Below are 20,791 nucleotides of genomic sequence, written 5' to 3'. Positions count from 1 at the left end.
TTTTTTATTGCTAGCTTCCATTTTTTATTGGAACTTGACTGGTTAGCGTGTCGAATGCGTTGAGTTTTTGTTCTTCATATTTTGACGCAGTTGAGTCGGGGTGTAACCAAAGAAGTCTTTAAAACAGTTACTGAAGTGACTGCTACTCACAAAGCCACAGCTTAAGCCAATCTGAATAATAGGTTCTTTATTCTTTTCCAACTCTTTATAAGCAGCTAACAAACGTAGCTTCAGATAATACCTCGATGGCGAGATATCGAGATGGGTTTGAAATAGCCGTTCTAGCTGTCTGCGAGACATCGATAAAAATCGCGCGAGTTCGTCGGGCGTTAAAGGCTCTTCAATGTTTGATTCCATCAGGACAATGGCATCTTGCAGTGCCTCGGGGCGGGCCAGAGTATCGACTGACGGCTTATTCGGCTGGCTGTGTAAAATTGTCTGTCTTCCTTCTGACGCTTGATCACAGCTTAAGATCTCGCGTACTGCCCGCACTAACTTCTGATCAAATTTTGCCTCAATAATACTCAGCATCATCTCCATGGCACTATTTGGTCCCGCACAGCTAGCACGATTGGCCGACACTTCATACGTGTGGGAGGATAATTCCAGAGCAGGGAAAGTGGTATGAATAAACTGATGACTGTTAGGATGCACAGCGGAAGCGGTATTTTCTTCAATGGCGTTCGCATGAGCTAATGCAATGGTCCCATTCCAAATGCTGCCTAGATTGATCTTTTGATTGTTGGCAGAGGTCAGGCATTCCGTTAGTGGCTGGGATGCTTGCGTACTGCAACGATAACCGCCACACACAAACAGCCAATCCAGTGAGCCTCTTTTGTGTAGATTTAGCGACTCAACCGTTGCATCTGTTGCGATATCGATGCCTATATCACTCAATACTTTACGCGAATCGATACCAAAGGTTTGAATCTGAAATAAGCTGGTTTCATGGACTAGGTTTGCCGTAATAAGCGCATCCATGGCAGCAGTAAATGCCATAAGAGAAAAATGTGGTTGGAGAATAAAACCGATTCTGATTGGTTCAGGACAAGGATTACGCTCAATAGATTGCGGCTTTTTTTCCTGCATTTACTTCTCACTTTCTCTTAGGTTGGGGCATACGTTTGGATATGGATATTATTCCTATATTTAGGCATAAATATCTCCCGACGGCTAATCACTTTGACTTAGATTGTGAAGGTGTGTGAATGGGAGTCACATAAGTGTTTTCATGTTTGGATGAATCAATCCCGGATAGTCGAGAATATAAAAGAAACCGCATCAGGCAAAGCTTAACACGGTTTTTTTGTGATTGGATTTAGTGGCTTGGCTTGTCATTCCACCACTGCTTGGATGGCGTTTGGAGTAGGTTAGAGAACTCCGTCGCTTCACCAATTAATGGCGTAAACAATTGATATGGTTTATCTGAGCTCAATGCAGCAATGCGATTGAATGGTTCTCTCCAGTCATGCTGAGCGAGAGTAAATCGGCCAACATGAGCAGGCAGCAGTGCTTTTGCATTAAGGTCTAAAGAGGCTTGAGCAGCTTCATCAGGTGTCATGTGAATATATGGCCATCTAGGATCATATTGGCCCATATCAAGAGCGACTAAATCAAACTCACCGAACTTGTCGCCGATTTCCTGAAAGTGGGGACCATAACCTGAATCTCCACCCAGCAGAATTCGTCTGTCTTGAGATTCTAAAACAAAGCCACCCCAAAGAGTCTTATTGTTACCAAACCCTCGTCCCGAGTAGTGTCGTGCTGGGACGCAGTGAATCGTTAAGGCGTCATCCAACACGAGAGAACCATACCAATCTGATTCATTGATTTGATCGACGGAGTATCCCCATTTTTCGAAATGAGCGCCAATACCTAAAGGTACAAAAATTTTATCCACCTTGGATTGAAGCGCAGTGACAGTGTCGTAGTCTAAGTGGTCCCAGTGATCGTGAGTGATCAGCAGTATGTCAATTTCTGGTAGTTCCTCACTGTTGTAAAGTGAGGTGCCGTCAAAAGCGGGTATAGCAAAGGAAACAGGGGAGGCATAAGGGCTAAACACTGGGTCAACTAAAATACGTTTGCCTGACAACTGCACGTAAAATGACGAGTGGCCGAGCCAGATGATGACGTCTTTTTCTCGTGGAAGCGATTTAATGTCCGTCTTAGTACTTGGTAGTACATGGTTTGGACGAAGGTTCTGCGCAGAACTAAAAATGTTGCTGACAATGATAGAAAGCTTACTTTCACCTTCCTTCAGTACCGGGGTGGTTATTTGATTGTGGAACCTGTTGTTCGTATAGTTCGGTGAACGTGAAATTTGTTCCAGCCTTTCATCTTGCGGCTCTGCCCCAAATCGACTCTGCTGCATGAAGGTACAACCGCCTAAGATCAGCAGTACGCCAATGACTATGACACTTGTATAAATCATTGTTCGCTTCTTTCTCATTCTCTTTCTAACTATTTCAATCCGCTTTTGGCAAAGAGGTTAAGGTCAGGCCGTAAAATCTCTCAAGAAATGAATGTACCGAGCACTTGTCATTTCAGGTAGCAGGATAGTACGAAATGCTTGCCTATTAGTCCTAAGTAAAGAGGTTGTGCGAGCTGTGCCTGATTCAAATTATGAACATTTTTTGTCTCAGGGATCGATATGCGTGATAAGTCGTAAATTAAGTTGATGGTCACGGGATAAGAATGTGTTTTGTGCGCAGACTACACTATATGAATGATTATCGTTGAGCCTCGCTTAATCTGAAGCCCCGTGATTACTATCGAGCAAGGATAAAAGATTATCGGGCAAGAACTGTGATCTCTAAGTGTATAAGGTGATAGTGATGACTTGTGACTGATAGTCATCCTAAATTAGCAATAGAGAATAAAAGGATATTGTGACATGAAAACAATTGGGTACGCGGCACAATCAGAAAATACGGATCTTGTACCATATCATTTCGAACGCAGAGAGTTACGTCCAAATGATGTCGCGATTGAAATAACCTATTGTGGTGTATGCCACTCAGATTTACATACCGTTAATGGTGACTGGGGACCTCAACCATATCCACTGGTTCCTGGCCACGAAATTGTTGGTATCGTTACCTCGGTAGGTGCGGAAGCATCTCGATACAAAGTAGGTGACCGCGTTGCCGTCGGTTGTATGGTGGATAGTTGTCAGGAATGTGACCACTGCCACGACAGCGAAGAACAGTACTGCCGCAACGGCATGACGCCGACTTACGGTGCACCAGATCGTCATACCGGTGAAATCACTCAAGGTGGTTACTCTAAACACATCGTGGTTCGTGAAGAGTTTGTATTAAGCATTCCAGACTCGTTGGATATGTCTCGTACCGCGCCAATTCTTTGTGCAGGTATTACAACATACTCACCACTACGTACTTGGAACGTAACTGAAGGTTCGCGAGTTGGCGTCATTGGTTTGGGCGGTCTGGGCCATATGGCAGTTAAACTTGCTGTGGCAATGGGCGCTGAAGTAACGGTAATCAGCCGTACAACAAGCAAGGAAGAGCAAGCAAAAGCATTGGGAGCTAAAGCTATCCTGGCGTCAACAGACGAGCAGGCAATGCAAGCTGCGGCTTCTTCGTTCGATCTCATCATCGATACAGTACCAACCAAGCATGATGTCAACCTATACACGCCATTGTTGGATCTAGACGGATCACTTGTCATTGTTGGTCAGGTTGGTCCATTAGACGAGCTAATGAGCGTGCCTCTAGTATTTGGTCGTCGTCGCGTTGCTGGTTCGTTGATCGGCGGTATCGCTGAAACGCAAGAACTTCTGGATTTTTGTGCTGATCATGACATCTACCCAGAATGCGAAATGATCAAAATGAATGAAATTAACGATGCATTTAAGCAGCTCGCTTCTGGTGATTTAGCGCATCGATTTGTTATCGATATGTCTTCATTAGGCTAATCAATTAACTTCGCAAAAGATTAAAAAAGAAAAAGCGAGCTATGAAGCTCGCTTTTTAGTTTCAGCTAGTCAGGAAAGACCGTTAGAAACAATCTTCCAGAATGCTCAGGACTTCTTCAGTGGTCAGTTTTTTGTAACCGTTGCCAATGATGATGGTAGATTCTGCAATTTTAGGTAGCATCTCTTTGGTTGCTCCCAGCTCTTGCAGAGAAGTAACAATGCCACACTCTTTAGTGAATGCTTCTAGTGCATCAATACCTGCAAGTGCAATTTCTTCTTTGGTTTTGCCTTCAGTTGATACGCCCCAAACTTGTGTTGCGTAACGTACGAATTTGTCTAAACCAAATTTGTAGATTAGGCGGTAGTAAGGCAGAGATACTGCAGCCAGACCCATACCGTGAGCACAGTCTGTGTAAGCACCTAGTTGGTGCTCGATCATGTGAACCTGCCAATCCTGAGTTTTAGAAAGACCAGTAATTGTATTCAGCGCTAAAGTTGCGTTCCACATGATGTTACTGCGAGCTTCGTAATCTTCTGGATCTTTCAGAGCTACACGTAGATTATCGATTGAAGATTTTAGTAAGCTTTCAATAACATAGTCTGTTGTGTTTGCACCTTGATCAGAGAAGTATTGCTCCATCAGGTGAGACATAGTGTCAAATACACCACTTACCATTTGGTATTGAGATACAGTAAACGTGTATTCTGGGTTCAGGATAGAAAACTTAGGGTACGCAACTGGCGGGAATACACGGCCCGCTTTGTTTTTCGTTTCTTCATGAGTGATCACTGAACCACCGTTCATTTCTGAACCAGTACCTACCATAGTAAGAATAGAAGCAACAGGCACGACTTCGTTTGAGATGTCTTGCCATTCTACCCAGTATTTTTGGAATGGGTCAGCATCGGTACAGTGTGCTGACACTGAGATACCTTTCGCACAGTCAACAACTGAACCACCACCAACAGCAAGAATAAGGTCTACGTTGTGCTCACGAACAAGCTCAACACCTTCCATCATTTTCGCATAAGTAGGGTTAGGCATAACACCAGACAGCTCAACGACTTTTTTACCTGCAGCTGTCAGGCTAGCGATGACTTTATCGTATAGACCGTTTGATTTAATCGCGTTGCGTCCGTAGACCAACATAACCGTTTCGCCGTAGTTTGGCAGTTCGCTGTCTAGTTTTGCTAAAGAATCTTTACCAAAGTGAATGGTTGTTGGGTTGTAGTATGAGAAGTCTAATTGCATGGTCACATCCTTCTAAGGTGTTAGCACTTATGATTTATGGTCGCAAAACCAGACAGTCACAAGCCGTTTGTTTTTCGCTCACAACTTGAATCGCAAACGTGTTTAATATAGGGCGTATTTTAGAAGAGGATAGGGTTTTCGTGAATGTCGGATCGTCTCCGAGTATTGTCTATTATTCCAATTTTTTATATCGAAGCAAATAAATCGACAAATTAAGCCTTTCTGATTATGTTTTAACCTATTGAAATATATTGATTATATTTCACCCTCATGCATTTCCTATTGTTTGAAAGTTGGTTTTGAATTGCTTAATAGTAAGTAATTTTTGAACAAACAAACCTTAGTTTAATTGTGGGAAAGAGCGGGTGAGGCGGAGAGATTCACGGAGCTTGAGAGAGTCTTCCACCGGTTTTTTGTCAGCAGAGGAGTATGCCTTTTTCTGCTTGTCTTGGCTGATCTATTGCTTGTTCAAAACAAACTGTAATCAAATGGTAACGATTACACTATTGCCGTGGTTTTTAAATTATTCATCTAAGTTGAATTTTTGATTCAGTTAGATTGAGACTTGATAAATCCTGATGGATATCAATATATCGAGAGCTTAGGCGTAACTCCTCTCTGTAAGGACAAACTATTTTCTTTTTTGAAATTTGTGGAAACGTTTACACTAATTTGAGTTTGATCACGGATCTAAATCGGTTTTGGTTGATAGAATTTTAATCAGCGAAGAATTGGGCGTATCGACTTGGTGTGAATAACGCTGGCTTAGTGAGCATCAGGTCCGGTAACGAGCAGGAAGCAGCAACAGCGGAGAAGTAAAAGTGAGAGTACTTGTCACAGGTGGTATGGGTTACATCGGCAGTCACACATGCGTTCAGATGATTGAGGCGGGCATGGAGCCCATCATTGTCGATAACTTGTGTAACGCCAAAACAGAAGTATTGAGCCGTATTGAAGCGCTAACTGGCAAACAGCCAACTTTTTATCAAGGCGATATTCGTGATGAAGCGTTTTTGGATTCGGTATTCGCTGAGGATGATATCCAAGCGGTCATTCACTTTGCAGGTCTGAAAGCGGTAGGTGAGTCAGTCGTCAAGCCATTGGAATATTACGATAACAATGTCAATGGCTCATTGGTGTTGGCGCGTAGTATGCGTAAAGCGGGTGTGAAGAGTATCGTATTCAGTTCCTCTGCAACCGTCTATGGCGATCCAGAAATCGTTCCGATCACAGAAGACTCACCAACAGGTGCAACCACTAACCCATACGGTCGTAGTAAATACATGGTGGAAGCGTGTTTGAGTGATTTGTTCAATGCTGAAAGCGATTGGAGCATCACTTTGCTGCGCTACTTTAATCCTGTTGGTGCGCATCCATCAGGCACCATGGGCGAAGACCCGCAAGGCATTCCAAACAACTTGATGCCGTTTATTGCACAAGTCGCGGTTGGTCGTCGTGAAAAGCTCTCCGTATTTGGTAACGACTACCCAACGCCGGACGGTACAGGTGTGCGTGATTACGTCCATGTAATGGACCTGGCTGATGGCCACATTGCGGCACTGAAAGCTGTGGGGCAGAAAGCGGGCTTGCACACATACAACCTAGGGACAGGTAAAGGTTCTAGCGTACTTGAAATGGTGGAAGCTTTCGGTGCCGCCTGCGGTAAACCTGTGCCTTACGAATGGTGCCCGCGTCGTCCGGGTGATATCGCCGAATGTTGGGCGAGCACAGACAAGGCAGAGCGCGAGCTTGGTTGGAAAGCAACACGCAGCGTTGCTGAAATGACTGCCGATACTTGGAATTGGCAATCTAACAACCCACAAGGTTACTAATTTTCATCCGGTGCAGTGAGCCGGACTAGTAAGAAGAATAAGTTGAGTAAGTAAAATGTCGAACGTTGAATTTAACCCAGTGGATCACCCACACCGCCGTTACAACCCACTAACGGGTCAATGGATTTTAGTTTCACCACACCGTGCAAAACGTCCTTGGAGTGGGGCGGATGAGAAAGCTGCGATTGATGAGCTACCAAGCTACGATGAGAAGTGTTTCCTGTGTCCGACAAATGAGCGTATCTCTGGCGATGTTAACCCAGATTATCAGGGCACGTACGTGTTTAATAACGATTTCGCTGCGCTGATGGTGGATTCACCAGATGCGCCAGAATCAGACAACCCACTATTCAAAACCCAAGGTGTACGCGGTTTGAGCCGAGTGATTTGTTTCTCTCCTGACCACAGCAAAACCTTACCTGAACTACCGGTAGACAAAATCCGTGGCGTGATTGATACGTGGAACGAGCAAATTGAAGAGCTAGGTAAAGATTACGTTTGGGTTCAGGCGTTTGAGAATAAGGGTGAAACCATGGGCTGTTCTCAGCCTCACCCACATGGTCAAATCTGGGCGAACAGTTTCTTACCAAATGAGATTGAACGTAAAGAGCAAAACCTAAAGGCTTACTACCAGGAACACGGTAGCAACCTGCTGGTGGATTACGTACAAGCTGAGCTAAAAGATGGCTCCCGAATCGTCGTTGAAACCGAACATTGGGTTGCGGTTGTCCCGTACTGGGCGGCGTGGCCATTCGAAACCATGCTGCTACCGAAAACACACATCCGCCGTATGAGCGAGTTAAGTAATGAGCAGCGTGACGACTTGGCTGTCGCTATTAAAAAGCTGACTAGCCGTTACGACAATTTATTCCAATGTTCTTTCCCTTACTCAATGGGTTGGCACTACGCCCCTTTCTTTGAACAGGGCACAGACATCGACCATTGGCAGCTTCACGCATTGTTCTACCCGCCACTTTTACGTAGCGCGACAGTTCGTAAGTTTATGGTGGGCTACGAAATGCTGGCTGAAAGCCAACGCGACTTAACCGCAGAGCAGGCGGCACAGCGTCTGCGTGATGTAAGTGATTTGCACTACAAAGAACAGTAACCCCGTCATATTTGAAACCGCAGCGTTGTTGCCTGCATAAATCCACCGGATCGCAGGCCGCCCTAATCACATAGGAAATCTATGCTCATAGGGCTGAATTTACTTGTCGCCTAGCTGCAATTCCAAATATTTAGGGCTTAACAAAATTTTCTCGGACTATCTGCCAGTTAAAGAGAAATTGAAAAGAATTTATGAGATTAGGAATTCAATATGTCTGATTTAATCCAAAATGTGAAAGCGTCTTTTGAGAACGTGTTGGGCTATGCGCCAAGCCATATTATCCAAGCGCCTGGTCGTGTAAACCTGATTGGTGAACACACCGACTACAACGATGGTTTTGTACTGCCATGTGCAATTAACTATCAAACGGTTGTTGCGGCAGCAAAGCGTGAAGACAACCTAGTACGCGTGGTATCGGTTGATTACGATAACGCGGTTGATGAATTCGATGTCACTCAAGAAATCACATTCCAAGAAGACAAAATGTGGGCAAACTACATTCGCGGTGTCGTGAAGTGTCTGTTGGCTCGTGGCTACCAGTTTACCGGTGCTGATATCTCTGTCAGCGGCAATGTTCCTCAAGGTGCGGGGTTGAGCTCATCAGCGGCACTGGAAGTCGTGATTGGTCAGACGTTCAAAGTGCTCTTCAACCTGGAAATAAGCCAGGCGGAAATCGCATTAAATGGTCAGCAAGCCGAGAACGAATTTGTTGGTTGTAACTGCGGCATCATGGATCAAATGATTTCGGCAGAAGGCCGTGAAAACCACGCCATGCTATTGGATTGTCGCAGTCTGGAAACACAAGCGGTTTCTATGCCTGAGGACATGGCAGTCGTGATCATCAACTCGAATAAAAAACGTGGTCTGGTTGACAGCGAATACAACACTCGTCGTGAGCAATGTGAAGAAGCGGCGCGCATCTTTGGTGTTAAAGCTCTACGCGATGTCACCATTGAGCAGTTCAACGAGAAAGTTTCTGAGTTGGATGAATTGGTGGCAAAACGTGCGCGTCACGTGATCACTGAAAACGATCGCACAGTCGAAGCGGCAAAAGCGCTCCGTTCGCATGATATTAAACGAATGAGTGAACTGATGGCTCAGTCTCATGCATCAATGCGTGATGATTTCGAAATTACCGTCAAAGAAATCGACCTCCTAGTTGAGATGGTGAAAGAAGTGATTGGCGAAGAAGGAGGTGTGCGCATGACCGGTGGTGGCTTCGGTGGCTGTATCGTCTCTCTCGTTCCACCTGCATTGGTGGACAAGGTGAAATCGACGGTAGAAGCTAAATATGAAGCTGCGACAGGTTTAAAAGCATCGATTTATGTGTGCAAAGCAAAAGATGGTGCAGGTCTGGTTGAGGCGCTGTAAGCAGCTAGAGCAAGTGATGACGCAAACACCTCGATTAACGAGTGTTTTCTAGCCGTTTGCGTTTTAGAGAGCATCTGGGGTGGGCGATATGCCCACCTTTTTGTTTTGTTGAAAGGATCTAAGCTACTTAGATTATTTGAGTTTCGGACCTAAATTGTTGAGGAGTTAAACCTGTATGGCTCTTAAACGCAGCAAAAAAGGAACCGGGGTGCTTAAAGCCACTATCATTAGCGATATTCTTTATTGGATTTCGAGTGTTACTCAATAAGACTTTGGCGTGGTTGATGCGCATAATAATTAAATACTGTTTTATTGAGACACTCAGCATATTCTTAAATAGCCCCATAGCATATTTTGGATGCAGTTTTACATGGGCAGCAATGTCATCGACTTTGATGTCTTTGTTGTGGTTTTTAGCAATATAATCGAGCATGAGCTGCACGTTTTTATAACCCGTATCATTTGGGTGGCGAGAGGAGCCGTTACGCAGGAAGCTGAACATTTCCACATTATAGTCGAATGAGCAGAGGCGGCGTAACATTAACCAGACCTCGTCACTGACGATTCCACTTCTCACATTACTGTCACTGTGATAGCAGTTTAGCCAACGGTTACTTTCGGCAAGGCTGACAACCCCATCTATTTGAGACGTAATAACCCCGCCATGCATGACTTGCTGGACAAACTCTTGGGGTAACACCCAACCGAGAAATGCACTTAAAGGTATATTGATGATGCCAAGCAGAGCGTCGTCACTAACTTTACTCACTCGATGTGGCGTCACCGCCCAAAATACCGCCATTTCTCCGGCCGATATTTGCACGTTGGCATTATTAATCGCGTATTCGAGCGTTCCTTTATGCAATACATTGATTTCTACTTGCTGGTGCCAATGATAGTCCGCCATGTAAAAAGGTTTGCGCTGCTCAAAACTCAACTCGGTGTCGACATCAATTAGAGGTGCTGAGCGCATATCATTGACTAAATAGCTGATGTTTTCAGACTGAAATACTTCTAATTTATGCATGTAAATTTGTCCAAGTAGCGTTTGATTGGGTGCCATAAAGTAAGTTTTCGAGATAAGACTATCAGATGGTGCTTATTTGAAATGTGATCTGTATTGGCTTTGTGGTCTTGTTTATAGGGGGTTGTGAGGTTTTATGCTTGGGGTGGAATATGCCTTTTGGTTTTGCTTTTTATCTAAAGACTCTTAAAAGGTAAGGTTTGGTGACGTGGGTGTTTATTTCGATTTGATGACAAAAGAAGAGTCGTTTAATTTGACTGCAAGTTAATCGTTTGCCACATGTCGAGTAAGATGGAATGAAAGAAAAAAAGTTAGTTGAGTTAAGCGGAACGGAGTCCCAACTTATTATTGAGGTTGGTGACTTTGCAGAAATTCTACACTGGGGTAAGAAACTAAGTGGCAGCTTAGAAAACTTTCGCTCCGCTTTGCATCGTCCTGTACCTCATGGGCGCTTAGATAAAGACGTAGCCATGACAACGTTACCTGAACTTGGTCGTGGTGTATTCAGCAGCCCGGGTTTAGAAGGTCACCGCAATGGTCAGGACTGGGCACCAGTATTCTTCTTAAAAAGTATTCAACAATGTGATAACCAAATCAGTCTTACGAGCGAAGATGAACGTGCTGGTTTGCAACTGTTGACGGAAATTTGCTTAGATGAATTTGATGTGGTTAAAACTCGTCATACCTTAACTAACCTAAAGTCCGGGCAATATTTCGTCAATCGCTTTGCTAACTCAATGCCATTACCTGTAAGAGTTAATGAGCTGATGACGTTCCACGGCCGTTGGGCAAGAGAATTCCAAACACAACGTCAGCCACTACTGCATAATGGATATCAGCAAGAGAACAGACGCGGCAGAACTTCCCATGAACACTATCCTGCAATGGTTGCTGGTGCGTCTAACTTTAGTGAGACACACGGCGATGTTTGGGGATTCCACTTTGCTTGGAGCGGTAACCATCGATTACGTGCCGATGTAAAAACGGATGGTCGTCGTATGATGCAAGCTGAAGTGATCTATTTTCCTGGAGAAGTCGCGCTGGAAAAAGGGGAAAGCATCGCTACGCCATGGTTGTATGCAAGTTACAGTGAGAACGGACTCAATAAGATGAGTCATCAATTCCATTCGCATGTAAGACACTCGATCATCGCGGAAGACTTTCAGAAGAAGTTACGTCCGGTGCATTTGAATACATGGGAAGGGATCTATTTCGACCACGATCCTGAATACATCATGGAAATGGCCTCGCAAGCAGCAGAAATGGGTGTGGAGCGTTTTATCATTGATGACGGATGGTTCAGAGGTCGCGATGATGACACAGCGGCATTAGGGGATTGGTTCTTGGATGAGCGCAAATACCCAAATGGCCTTGAGCCAGTTGTCGATCACGTTAATGCATTAGGCATGGAATTTGGTTTGTGGTTTGAGCCAGAAATGATCAATAAAGACTCAGATTTATACCGCGAACATCCGGATTGGCTACTTGCTGTCGATGGTTATGACCAACCGACAGGCAGACATCAACATGTTATCGATTTGCAAAACGATGATGCATTCAACTTCCTATACGAACGATTGGATCATTTCTTAAGCACCTACAATATTCGCTACATCAAGTGGGATATGAACCGAGAAATCGTTCAGCCTGCGCATGATGGCGTGGCATCTGGACGCAAGCAGACAGAGCGTTACTACCAGTTGGTCGATAAGGTAAGAGCCAAATTCCCTCACGTCAGTATTGAGTCCTGCGCGGGCGGCGGTGGCCGTATTGATTACGAAATTTTGAAACGCACTGACCGCTTCTGGCCCTCGGATAATAACGATGCGTTAGAAAGGCAAGGGATCCAGCGTGGTATGAGTTACTTCTTCCCGCCAGAAGTGATGGGCAGCCATATTGGATCTGATAAATGTCATTGTACTCGCCGCCGTCATAGTATTGAGTTCCGTGGATTGACGGCACTGTTTGGCCATATGGGAATAGAGCTTGATCCGGTGAAAGAAGATAGTGATGAAAAAGCGAACTTTGCTCGTTATGTCGCGCTACACAAGCAGTTACGTGATCTGTTACATACTGGGAAAATGTGGCGTACCCCGACCGATGATAGCTCGCATCAAATAATGTCAGTCGTATCGGAAGATCAATCCGAAGCGGTTGTGATGGTTGCTCAATTGGATATGCCAACACATTCACTAAGTGGCAACCTGAGAATATTAGGCTTGGATGATTCAGCAACTTACCGTATTTATGTTTTGGACGCGCCGGCAAATTACAACGACATTGTCGTATTCCAGCCGCCTTGGACTGAAGCTGGTTGCGAACTCAGTGGTGAGTGGTGCAAAGAGGTTGGTTTAAGCATGCCGCTACTCGATCCAGAAACTGCGATGTTAATTAAAGTCGAGAAGATAAATTGATTCGGTATCTCGGATAAATAAAACGGCTTTGGCTATCAATGAAATGTCGTTGGTAGCCAATTATGCCGAAGACAAAGAACAGGGTAGTAACATGTCTAATCAAATAACGATAAAAACCAAAGCATCCTACGGACTTGCTGCATTAGGTAAAGATTTCGCCTGTGCACCTATTTATATTTTTTTAATGTTTTACTTTACCGATGTAGCCGGTCTCTCGGCAGGCTTTATCGGCACTATCTTTTTAGCTGCGAGAATTATCGACGCTGTGACAGATCCCATGATGGGGATGATAGTAGACAACACCCGCTCCAGATTTGGTAAGTTCCGTCCTTGGATTGTCATTGGAACACTTTTGAATGCCGTCGTTCTGATCGCTTTATTCCGCACTCATACGTTTGAGGGCACTCCTCTTTATATCTATGCCGCAGCGGCTTATATTTTGTGGGGCTTAACTTACACAATCATGGATATTCCGTATTGGTCGATGATACCAGCACTATCCAGCTCCCGAGAGGAAAGAGAGAAATTAGTCATTTGGCCGCGTATGTTTGCCAGTCTTGCCTGGTTTCTAACTGGTACTTACGGTCTGACTATCATTGGCAAGTTAGGTAACGGCGATCAGGGGGAAGGTTTTTCCAATCTCGCAATGCTAATAGCCGTGCTGTTTATTATGAGCGCATTCTTAGTCGCAAGAAATGTTAAAGAGAGTGTGACTGTTGATAAAACAACGGAAAGATTTAACTTAAAAGATGTGGCTAATATTTTAAAGTCTAATGACCAACTCAAAGTATTAATCAGTTCTGTACTGACATTCCAGATTGCCAATATGATATTTGGAGGCTTTGCAATCTACTACTTCACTTATGCTTTGAATAAGGCTGAATTGTTTTCTACCTATATGATGGTGTCAGGGATTGCTGAATTCATCGGTGTTATTACTTTTCCTTATATAGCAAAGTTATTCCCTCGTAAAAACCTATGGCTAATTGCATGTGGTCTTGCGGTCTTATCTTGCGTTCTATTGTATGTAATGCGTGCTTTTGTTCCTGGTAGCGTACTTCTGATAGCCATAGGAGCTGCCGCGAAATCATATGGTGTGGGCATTGTAAATGCACTTCAGACCGTAATGTTAGCTGATGTTGTCGATTATGGGGAATATAAGACAGGTCACCGAAGCGAGAGCGTCATTTTCTCGGTACAAACTATGTTGGTTAAGTTTGCAGGCGCAGCGGGCGGATTCGTTGTCGGTGTTGGCCTGTCATTCGTTGGGTATATCCCCAATGCAGTTCAAAGTAGCGAAACCATTGCAGGCTTGGAATTTATGATGATTGGGCTTCCGGCATTATTAATGATAGCCAGTATCGTTGTTTACCGAAAATTCTATCGTCTTCATGACGGTTTCGATAAAAACAAAATTGAAACGGCGATGGAGAGATATGGCTTTAAACGACCAATATTGCTTAGCAACTAAGTAAATAAACCGTAAATTTCCCTCTGATTAAATAATATTGAGGAAAAGGATAACAATTTTATAATCGAGCGAGTACCTTACCTAAACTAACGAATAGTGAATTATCACTATATTAACACTGCTTCTTGTTTATTATTAATTAACTTGTTGGATAACAAAATCACTAAGTTATTTAATTTAAAATAAGATAATAAAAGTAACAGAATTTGATTCAGTAACGGAAAGATTGTCTTTTTACGAAAGGGCGGGATTTATATTTTTTAAATTCCACGATTTAATAAAAACAAATATAGGTAAAATTATGAACAGAACATTTAAACTATCTCTGGGCGCTGTCTGTGTATCATTTGCACTATCAGCAAATGCTGGTGTTAAGATCATTGATAATGAACTAGGCAACTTTTCTATTGCTGGTAATGTTGAATTAAACTTTAACTACCGCGATCGCGAGTCGAATGCGTCAGGTGACCAAGAGTTTAACCAGGACGGTCGTGTGCTGATTGAATTTGCAGGCGAAAAATACACAGATAAAGATTACTTTGTCGGTGTTAAGGCACAGCCACTATTTGAAAGCACTGGTAAGGTTGTATTGGATGATGCTTACTTTGAGTTTGGTAAAAAGGATGGCTGGGCAATAAAAGCTGGTCGTTTTGAAGGGGCAGATATGTTCCCTGTAGGGTTGGATGTATTTCTCGAGTACTCAGGTGATACCTCTAATGACCTTTACACAGATGGCTGGGCATACACTTATCAACTGAAAGAGGCTCGAGGCCGTGGGTCTGATGGCCAATTGATGTATCACCAGACGTTTGGCAACCTCTATGTTGAGCTGGGTTCGATGATGGGCGACCGCTCCAACCTGTTTAGGGATGGTGTTGATGGCACCTATCATGGAAATGAAATCGATAAAAGCAAAGACTCATTTTTAGTTCGTCCTCTTATCGCTTACGATTTTGGCCAGTTTCGCATAGCCGCTGCGATGGAAACAAATTTAGTTTCTAATGCAGTTGTGGCCAATGGTGTCGATATCTCTGACCGTACTGGCTATGGGGTAACTGGTAACTGGTCTAACGATGGTTGGTCAGTTAACGTCAATGTTGCTTATTTGGACGCAGTTGATGAGACCAACTTTAGTACTGGCGTCAACGCGCTCTGGAACAATGTCGGTATTGGCTATGTGTATGCAGACAACGAATACGACAACAAAGAGCTTTCAGGATGGGTGGATGGCAATGTTGAAGTATCAACCATTTACGCATCATATGCTTTGAGAGATGTATTAGACGTTAAGGATTTCTCAATCCTGTTAGGTTCGTACTATACCTGTATTTCGAATAAGCTAACTCAATCACAATCTGATGAATATTTTAAAGAAGATGACGATTTTGGTGCTCGAGTACGTTTGTTCTACGCGTTCTAAACTAACATAACCTTAGCCATAGTTAATACCAGCTTGGATATTAGCTATGGCTTGTCCATCTTATATCTGGTGGTTTACCTGTGTTCAAGTACCTCATAGCTTATACAACTCCTTCCTCTGCTTAATAATCGTCAATACTTACACTGTTTATCTACACGTTAATATTTTTCATCAACTAACACTCTCCTTTGCTTAGATCTTTTCTTCTCTTCTTGAGCCCCTTAATTGATTCATCATTTTAATTGACTAAAAGCCCTGTAGGTCAAAATCGCACACGAACATTGCATGATTCAGGCGTTATCCATGAACAAATATGAATGTATAAGTATCAAATACTCATCGTCGGTCTATTATTTTGTTAATAACTAATACAAATCTTGTACGGGAGCCAAGGAGGGGCATTTTTCTACATAAAAAACCTGACTATTCCAGATAAATAATATTGTGATCTACATAATATTTTTATGGTGATTAATGTTAAAAAGTAAGAATGAAAAGGTGAAGTAAACACGGTTTGTAGGTATTGGAGTGTGCGATTGTTTTGAGTCTATATCTTGCATAGTATCGGTTTTTTCGTGGTTGCTTTTGATTGTGTAAGGAATTAATCCATTTACTCTGGAAAAGTAAGAATTGGTGATGTGAGGGCAGAACTGGATTTGATGATAATTCAAGAGTCGGATAATTTGAATAAACAAAAAGAAATAACACGTACTCTACCATCCATATATTAAAGGACCGTGCATAATGAATTATAAGAAGCATCTATTAGGACTCTCAATTGTATGCATATGCTTTCCTGCATTATCGGAAACGCTGCCAGAAGGTGCGACGAAAATTCCGAAGGCTTCGGAAATACCAAATCGTTTATCTATTGAATATTTTTCTCCTGATCAAATTGTCGAGTTCAAAAAACTTGACCACTACTCTGAGCCTCAATGGCTCACCGATAATTACGTGAAAACAGGCAAATTGCCGCCGGTTGAACAGCGCTTACCCGACGTTCCTATGGTATTAAAAACGGCGTCTATGCCTGACGGCGTCGGTGTTTACGGCGGCGTTCTTCGTCATGTTATTGGTGGCCGACCTCAGGGTTGGAACTGGTCGGCTGCACACTCTCAAGGGTGGGGTGGTATCAATTATACCGTGCAGCAATGTTTAACACGCACCGGTCCGATGTATCAGATCAAACCTGATGAGCTGGAAGTGCTGCCGAATCTGGCGCAAAGCTGGGAATGGTCCGAGGATGGTAAGGCGTTAACCATGCATCTGATTAAAGGGGCTAAATGGTCAGACGGTGAACCATTTACTTCCGAAGATGTACGCTTTTACTGGGAAGATACGGTTTTAGAACCAAGAATTCCGTCATTCTCTTCGCAAAACGCATTGGGTGAAGGGGCGAATCTAGAAATCGTTGACGAATACACCATTCGCTGGCATTTCGAGAAAGCATTTCAGAATCAGGCACTTTACAACATGGCCTTTATGACATTCTGTCCAGGCCCGGCGCATATACTCAAACCACTTCATCCTAAATATAACGATAAAGTTACGTTTGAAGATTTTAGCAACGCGTTACCTGCCAATGAAGTCCCTACTGTAACGATGGGACCATGGGTTCCAGTAAGCTACAAAGACGATCAGATTATTGTTCTGCGCCGTAACCCTTACTACTGGAAAGTGGACGAAGCGGGTAACCAACTGCCTTATATCGACGAAATGCGTTACAAGCTTTCTACGTGGGAATCGCGAACATTAGAGACCATGTCAGGCAGTGCGGATTTTTCCAATATGGAAAACCCGCCAATATATATTGAAACGTTACGCAAACTCGCTGCGCCTAATTCACCAACTCGAGCCATGTTTGGGCCGCGTAACCTGGCGTTCCAGATTCAGATGAACATGAACCCGACTTTATCTGTAAGCGATGACCGAGAAGCGGCGATTAGACAACTGAATCGAGACCTCAAATTCCGTAAAGCAATTTCTCATGCCATAGACAGAAAAAGCCTAGGGCAAGCACTGGTTAAAGGTCCGTTTACTGCCGAATATGCGGGTGGCTTACACCCAGAAACAGCATTTTACCGAGAAGATGATGTCGTTTATTACCCATACAACCCAAGCTTGTCTAAGCAATATTTAGCAGAACTAGGGCTGGTTGATACTGACGGCAATGGTGTTGTGAACTTCCCTAAAGAGGTGAATAACGGCGATGACGTTGAAATTGTACTAAACAGCGGCAACGGTACTGCGGACGGAGTCTTCAATGAAAATCTGGTTTCTATGATGTCTGACATTGGTATCAAGCTGATCCCAAGGTTACTCGATAGCGTTCAGGGTGACTCATCGCGTGATGCGGCAGATTTTGACTGGCGCTTAAATCGCAGTGACAAAGAATTAATCGTTCCAATGCAACGTATGGAGTGGTTAGCGCCAATTGCGCAGAGCGGTCCGGTATGGCACCGAGGTACCGAAAATAAACCGCAAGTACTTCAGCCGTTTGAAGAAAAGATGGTGACCTTAGCTCATCAGATATTCGCTGAGCGTGACACGGCGAAACAAGCGGATCTTATTGGTCAGTTAAACCATGAAATGACCAAAAATGTGTACCACGTCGGCTTGGTCGCCTATCCAGGGGCTTTACTCGTTAACAAGCGTATTAAGAACGTGCCTAACGCACCAATCACGGCATACCAGTGGGCCGAAGATGCCGTCATGCGCGAACGTTTTTGGGTACCACAAGATCAGCAGCTAAAAGAACTGCAGCCACACACGGTTCCTGAGTACAAGCTTGATACTAAGAAGTAATACAAGGATAAGGCGGGAAGCAATCTCCCGCCTGAATATGGGATGTAACATGATTGAATTTATTACTAAACGGATACTTAGCACTATCGGTTTACTGCTTGTGCTTAGTGCTATCACTTTCGTCATCATCCAACTGCCAGATGGAGATTACGGCGATTTAATTAAAAACCAAGCGATTTCTATGGGCGGGGCTTCTCCGGAGCAGGCTCAGCAGTTAGCGGATGCCGCCAGGGAGCGTTATGGCTTAAACGAACCAGTTCTGACTCAGTACGCGAATTGGTTAAAAAATATCGTTTTCCACTTTGATTTTGGCTACTCGTTTGCTTACAACAAACCCGTTATGGACGTTGTTGGAGAACGTTTACCAAGAACGATTTTTATCGCGCTGGGGTGTCATATAGGAGCGACTTTATTAGGGGTGTTTGCGGGGATTTTCGCTGCGACTAACCAAAATAGAATCGGGGACAGAGTGGCGACGTTATTGTCCTTTATCGCTATGACTGTGCCTCGATTCGTTATGGCCATCATTATCGTTTATTTCATGATATTCGCCTGGGACATTGGTTCGATAGGCGCGATGAACTCTCCCGAATATCTATTTGAACCGATGTCCTGGAATAAGTTCTTCGATACCTTGGTTCACATCTGGCCGGTAATCTTTATTGCAGCCTTCGGTGGTATGGCATTCAACCTTCGACTGATGCGCGGTAACTTGCTCGATATTCTAAAAATGCAATACATCGAAACGGCACGTGCAAAAGGGCTACGTGAAAGCAAAGTTATTTATAAACATGCAGTACCGAATGCCTTACATAGTTTGATTTCTTATCAGGGTGTTGCATTGCCTTACATGATTACCGGCGAGATGGAAGCGGCGATGGTTCTTGGTATACCAACCATTGGTCCTCTGATCATTTCTGCAATGGCAGAGCAGGATACGTATGTTATCGGCACGATTATGTTGCTGGTCGCTGCTTTGCTCATTATCGGCAACCTAATCTCCGATTTATTGTTAGCCATCTTAGATCCAAGAATTCGTTTATCGTAGGTAGTACTCATGAAACAATCACAAAGTTACTCGAGCTTAGTTTGGATACGTTTCAAACGAAATAAAATGGCATTGATGAGTTTAGTTCTGCTTACTCTTCTTGGCCTGACGTCTATTTTCGCCCCGTTTTTTTCGTCTAACGATCCAACGGTGCGCTTTAGTGAAAATATTTATGACGCGCCAGCAAATATTCACTTTTTCGATTCAGAAGGTAATTTCCATTTACGTCCATTCGTCTACGAAAAAGTCGTGGATCTCGACCCTGTTACGTTTTTACCCGTCGTCACAGAAAATAAGGACAGTCGCATTCATTTAGAATTCTTTAATCAGGGCTGGGAATACGAATTTTTGGGTATGAGCTTTAACACTCATTTAGTTGGGTTAGAAGACGGCTCACCACTTTTTCTACTTGGTTCAGACAACTTAGGGCGCGATCTGCTTGCTCGTTGTTTCTTCGGTAGTCGAATCACGTTGATCTTTGCGATTACGGTTGTGTTCGTTGTGGTCTCTGTCGGTACGGTTGTCGGTATTCTGTCTGGTTATTATGGTGGCCGATTCGATTTCGTTGTACAGCGTATTGCAGAGCTGGCTTTAGCATTCCCTGCGGTGCCACTCTATCTAGCGCTGATCGCGGTGTTACCAAAAACAGCCGATTCACTGAGTGTCTTTATCATGCTCATCGTTATCCTGTCGTCACTGCAGTGGGCATTTGTTGCTCGTCAGGTTCGCGCGCAAGCCCTATCCATGCGAAACCTGGACTACATCCGTGCCGCTAAAGCGGTAGGTGCAAAAGATATGCGTATTGTACTTCGTCATATTTTGCCTAACGTCACCAGTAACGTAGTTGTTCTTGCGACCATTATGCTGCCAACCATCGTACTGACCGAAAGTTTCTTCAGCTTTTTGGCAGTAGGGGTAAAAGCACCCATGTTTAGCTGGGGTTCATTGCTTAATGCAGCCGGACAATTCCAAACCATCGGTTCTTATCCATGGCTGCTTTATCCCGTTGGTTTCATCTTAATTGCTGTATTAGGTTTTAACGCACTTGGTGACGGTCTGCGTGACGCCGTTGACCCGTACTCTAATTAACCGCTGATGTTGAGGAAAGA

General features: G+C 43.9%; 14 protein-coding genes. 10 read left to right on the top strand and 4 right to left on the bottom strand.

Annotated features, from left to right (window positions below; all coding sequences use genetic code 11):
• Positions 1 to 42: 42 nt before the first annotated feature.
• Together V1U08_RS03145 and V1U08_RS03140 are read right to left on the bottom strand one after the other, a co-directional pair.
• Positions 43 to 1,089 carry a GlxA family transcriptional regulator gene (locus V1U08_RS03145; RefSeq protein WP_330469897.1) on the bottom strand — a complete coding sequence of 349 codons (1,047 nt, stop codon included), beginning with the start codon at positions 1,087 to 1,089 and terminating at the stop codon, positions 43 to 45.
• A gap of 229 nt (positions 1,090 to 1,318) precedes the next feature.
• Complete coding sequence (locus V1U08_RS03140; protein ID WP_014234555.1) at positions 1,319 to 2,431, bottom strand: MBL fold metallo-hydrolase; 1,113 nt, start codon at positions 2,429 to 2,431, stop codon at positions 1,319 to 1,321.
• Positions 2,432 to 2,893: 462 nt separating this feature from the next.
• Between V1U08_RS03140 and V1U08_RS03135 the strand changes: the two genes are divergently transcribed.
• A complete protein-coding gene (locus V1U08_RS03135) occupies positions 2,894 to 3,937 on the top strand; it encodes an NAD(P)-dependent alcohol dehydrogenase (protein ID WP_014234554.1) in 1,044 nt (347 codons plus the stop codon).
• A gap of 82 nt (positions 3,938 to 4,019) precedes the next feature.
• On the opposite strand, the gene V1U08_RS03130 is transcribed toward V1U08_RS03135, so the two are convergent.
• On the bottom strand, positions 4,020 to 5,189 hold the full coding sequence (locus V1U08_RS03130) for an iron-containing alcohol dehydrogenase (RefSeq protein ID WP_014234553.1): 1,170 nt from the start codon (positions 5,187 to 5,189) through the stop codon (positions 4,020 to 4,022).
• 821 nt (positions 5,190 to 6,010) lie between these two features.
• Here V1U08_RS03130 and galE point away from each other — a divergent pair.
• The 3 genes from galE to galK all read left to right on the top strand — a co-directional run bounded on the left by galE (position 6,011) and on the right by galK (position 9,500).
• On the top strand, positions 6,011 to 7,021 hold the full coding sequence (gene galE / locus V1U08_RS03125) for a UDP-glucose 4-epimerase GalE (protein ID WP_330469896.1): 1,011 nt from the start codon (positions 6,011 to 6,013) through the stop codon (positions 7,019 to 7,021).
• Positions 7,022 to 7,076: 55 nt separating this feature from the next.
• Positions 7,077 to 8,129, top strand: a complete 1,053-nt coding sequence (locus tag V1U08_RS03120) for a UDP-glucose--hexose-1-phosphate uridylyltransferase (RefSeq protein ID WP_330469895.1) — start codon at positions 7,077 to 7,079, stop codon at positions 8,127 to 8,129.
• Positions 8,130 to 8,339: 210 nt separating this feature from the next.
• Complete coding sequence (gene galK / locus V1U08_RS03115) at positions 8,340 to 9,500, top strand: galactokinase (RefSeq protein WP_330469894.1); 1,161 nt, start codon at positions 8,340 to 8,342, stop codon at positions 9,498 to 9,500.
• Between the two features lie 127 nt (positions 9,501 to 9,627).
• Here the strand turns inward: galK and V1U08_RS03110 are convergent, their stop codons facing one another.
• The gene (locus V1U08_RS03110; RefSeq protein WP_014234550.1) at positions 9,628 to 10,527 is read right to left on the bottom strand and encodes a helix-turn-helix domain-containing protein; all 900 of its coding nucleotides are present in this window, start codon (positions 10,525 to 10,527) and stop codon (positions 9,628 to 9,630) included.
• Positions 10,528 to 10,820: 293 nt separating this feature from the next.
• Between V1U08_RS03110 and V1U08_RS03105 the strand changes: the two genes are divergently transcribed.
• The 6 genes from V1U08_RS03105 (at position 10,821) to V1U08_RS03080 (ending at position 20,771) form a co-directional block, all read left to right on the top strand.
• Entirely contained in the window at positions 10,821 to 12,938 is a 2,118-nt protein-coding gene (locus tag V1U08_RS03105) for an alpha-galactosidase (protein WP_330469893.1), read from the top strand.
• A 91-nt stretch (positions 12,939 to 13,029) separates the two neighbouring features.
• Positions 13,030 to 14,409, top strand: a complete 1,380-nt coding sequence (melB, locus tag V1U08_RS03100) for a melibiose:sodium transporter MelB (protein ID WP_330469892.1) — start codon at positions 13,030 to 13,032, stop codon at positions 14,407 to 14,409.
• Positions 14,410 to 14,710: 301 nt separating this feature from the next.
• Positions 14,711 to 15,829 carry a carbohydrate porin gene (locus V1U08_RS03095; RefSeq protein ID WP_014234547.1) on the top strand — a complete coding sequence of 373 codons (1,119 nt, stop codon included), beginning with the start codon at positions 14,711 to 14,713 and terminating at the stop codon, positions 15,827 to 15,829.
• Between the two features lie 744 nt (positions 15,830 to 16,573).
• Entirely contained in the window at positions 16,574 to 18,634 is a 2,061-nt protein-coding gene (locus tag V1U08_RS03090) for an ABC transporter substrate-binding protein (protein WP_014234546.1), read from the top strand.
• Between the two features lie 49 nt (positions 18,635 to 18,683).
• A complete protein-coding gene (locus V1U08_RS03085) occupies positions 18,684 to 19,682 on the top strand; it encodes an ABC transporter permease (protein ID WP_038884521.1) in 999 nt (332 codons plus the stop codon).
• A 9-nt stretch (positions 19,683 to 19,691) separates the two neighbouring features.
• Positions 19,692 to 20,771: an ABC transporter permease gene (locus V1U08_RS03080; RefSeq protein ID WP_014234544.1), complete on the top strand. Its 1,080-nt coding sequence runs from the start codon at positions 19,692 to 19,694 to the stop codon at positions 20,769 to 20,771.
• The last annotated feature ends 20 nt before the right edge of the window (positions 20,772 to 20,791 follow it).

Origin of the sequence: Vibrio sp. YYF0003, from assembly GCF_036350715.1 — a bacterium.
In the GTDB taxonomy this organism is placed as follows: Bacteria; Pseudomonadota; Gammaproteobacteria; order Enterobacterales; family Vibrionaceae; genus Vibrio; species Vibrio natriegens.
The sequence above is the reverse complement of the archived record's forward strand: the minus strand, read 5'-3'. Positions and strand labels throughout refer to the sequence as shown.

Excerpts from the sequence above, each read along its gene's own strand:
- melB (WP_330469892.1), top strand. The coding sequence starts at position 13,030 with ATGTCTAATCAAATAACGATAAAAACCAAAGCATCCTACGGACTTGCT.
- V1U08_RS03095 (WP_014234547.1), top strand. The coding sequence starts at position 14,711 with ATGAACAGAACATTTAAACTATCTCTGGGCGCTGTCTGTGTATCATTT.
- V1U08_RS03120 (WP_330469895.1), top strand. The coding sequence starts at position 7,077 with ATGTCGAACGTTGAATTTAACCCAGTGGATCACCCACACCGCCGTTAC.
- V1U08_RS03145 (WP_330469897.1), bottom strand. The coding sequence starts at position 1,089 with ATGCAGGAAAAAAAGCCGCAATCTATTGAGCGTAATCCTTGTCCTGAA.
- galK (WP_330469894.1), top strand. The coding sequence starts at position 8,340 with ATGTCTGATTTAATCCAAAATGTGAAAGCGTCTTTTGAGAACGTGTTG.
- V1U08_RS03090 (WP_014234546.1), top strand. The coding sequence starts at position 16,574 with ATGAATTATAAGAAGCATCTATTAGGACTCTCAATTGTATGCATATGC.
- V1U08_RS03085 (WP_038884521.1), top strand. The coding sequence starts at position 18,684 with ATGATTGAATTTATTACTAAACGGATACTTAGCACTATCGGTTTACTG.
- V1U08_RS03080 (WP_014234544.1), top strand. The coding sequence starts at position 19,692 with ATGAAACAATCACAAAGTTACTCGAGCTTAGTTTGGATACGTTTCAAA.
- V1U08_RS03140 (WP_014234555.1), bottom strand. The coding sequence starts at position 2,431 with ATGATTTATACAAGTGTCATAGTCATTGGCGTACTGCTGATCTTAGGC.
- V1U08_RS03110 (WP_014234550.1), bottom strand. The coding sequence starts at position 10,527 with ATGCATAAATTAGAAGTATTTCAGTCTGAAAACATCAGCTATTTAGTC.
- V1U08_RS03130 (WP_014234553.1), bottom strand. The coding sequence starts at position 5,189 with ATGCAATTAGACTTCTCATACTACAACCCAACAACCATTCACTTTGGT.
- V1U08_RS03105 (WP_330469893.1), top strand. The coding sequence starts at position 10,821 with ATGAAAGAAAAAAAGTTAGTTGAGTTAAGCGGAACGGAGTCCCAACTT.
- V1U08_RS03135 (WP_014234554.1), top strand. The coding sequence starts at position 2,894 with ATGAAAACAATTGGGTACGCGGCACAATCAGAAAATACGGATCTTGTA.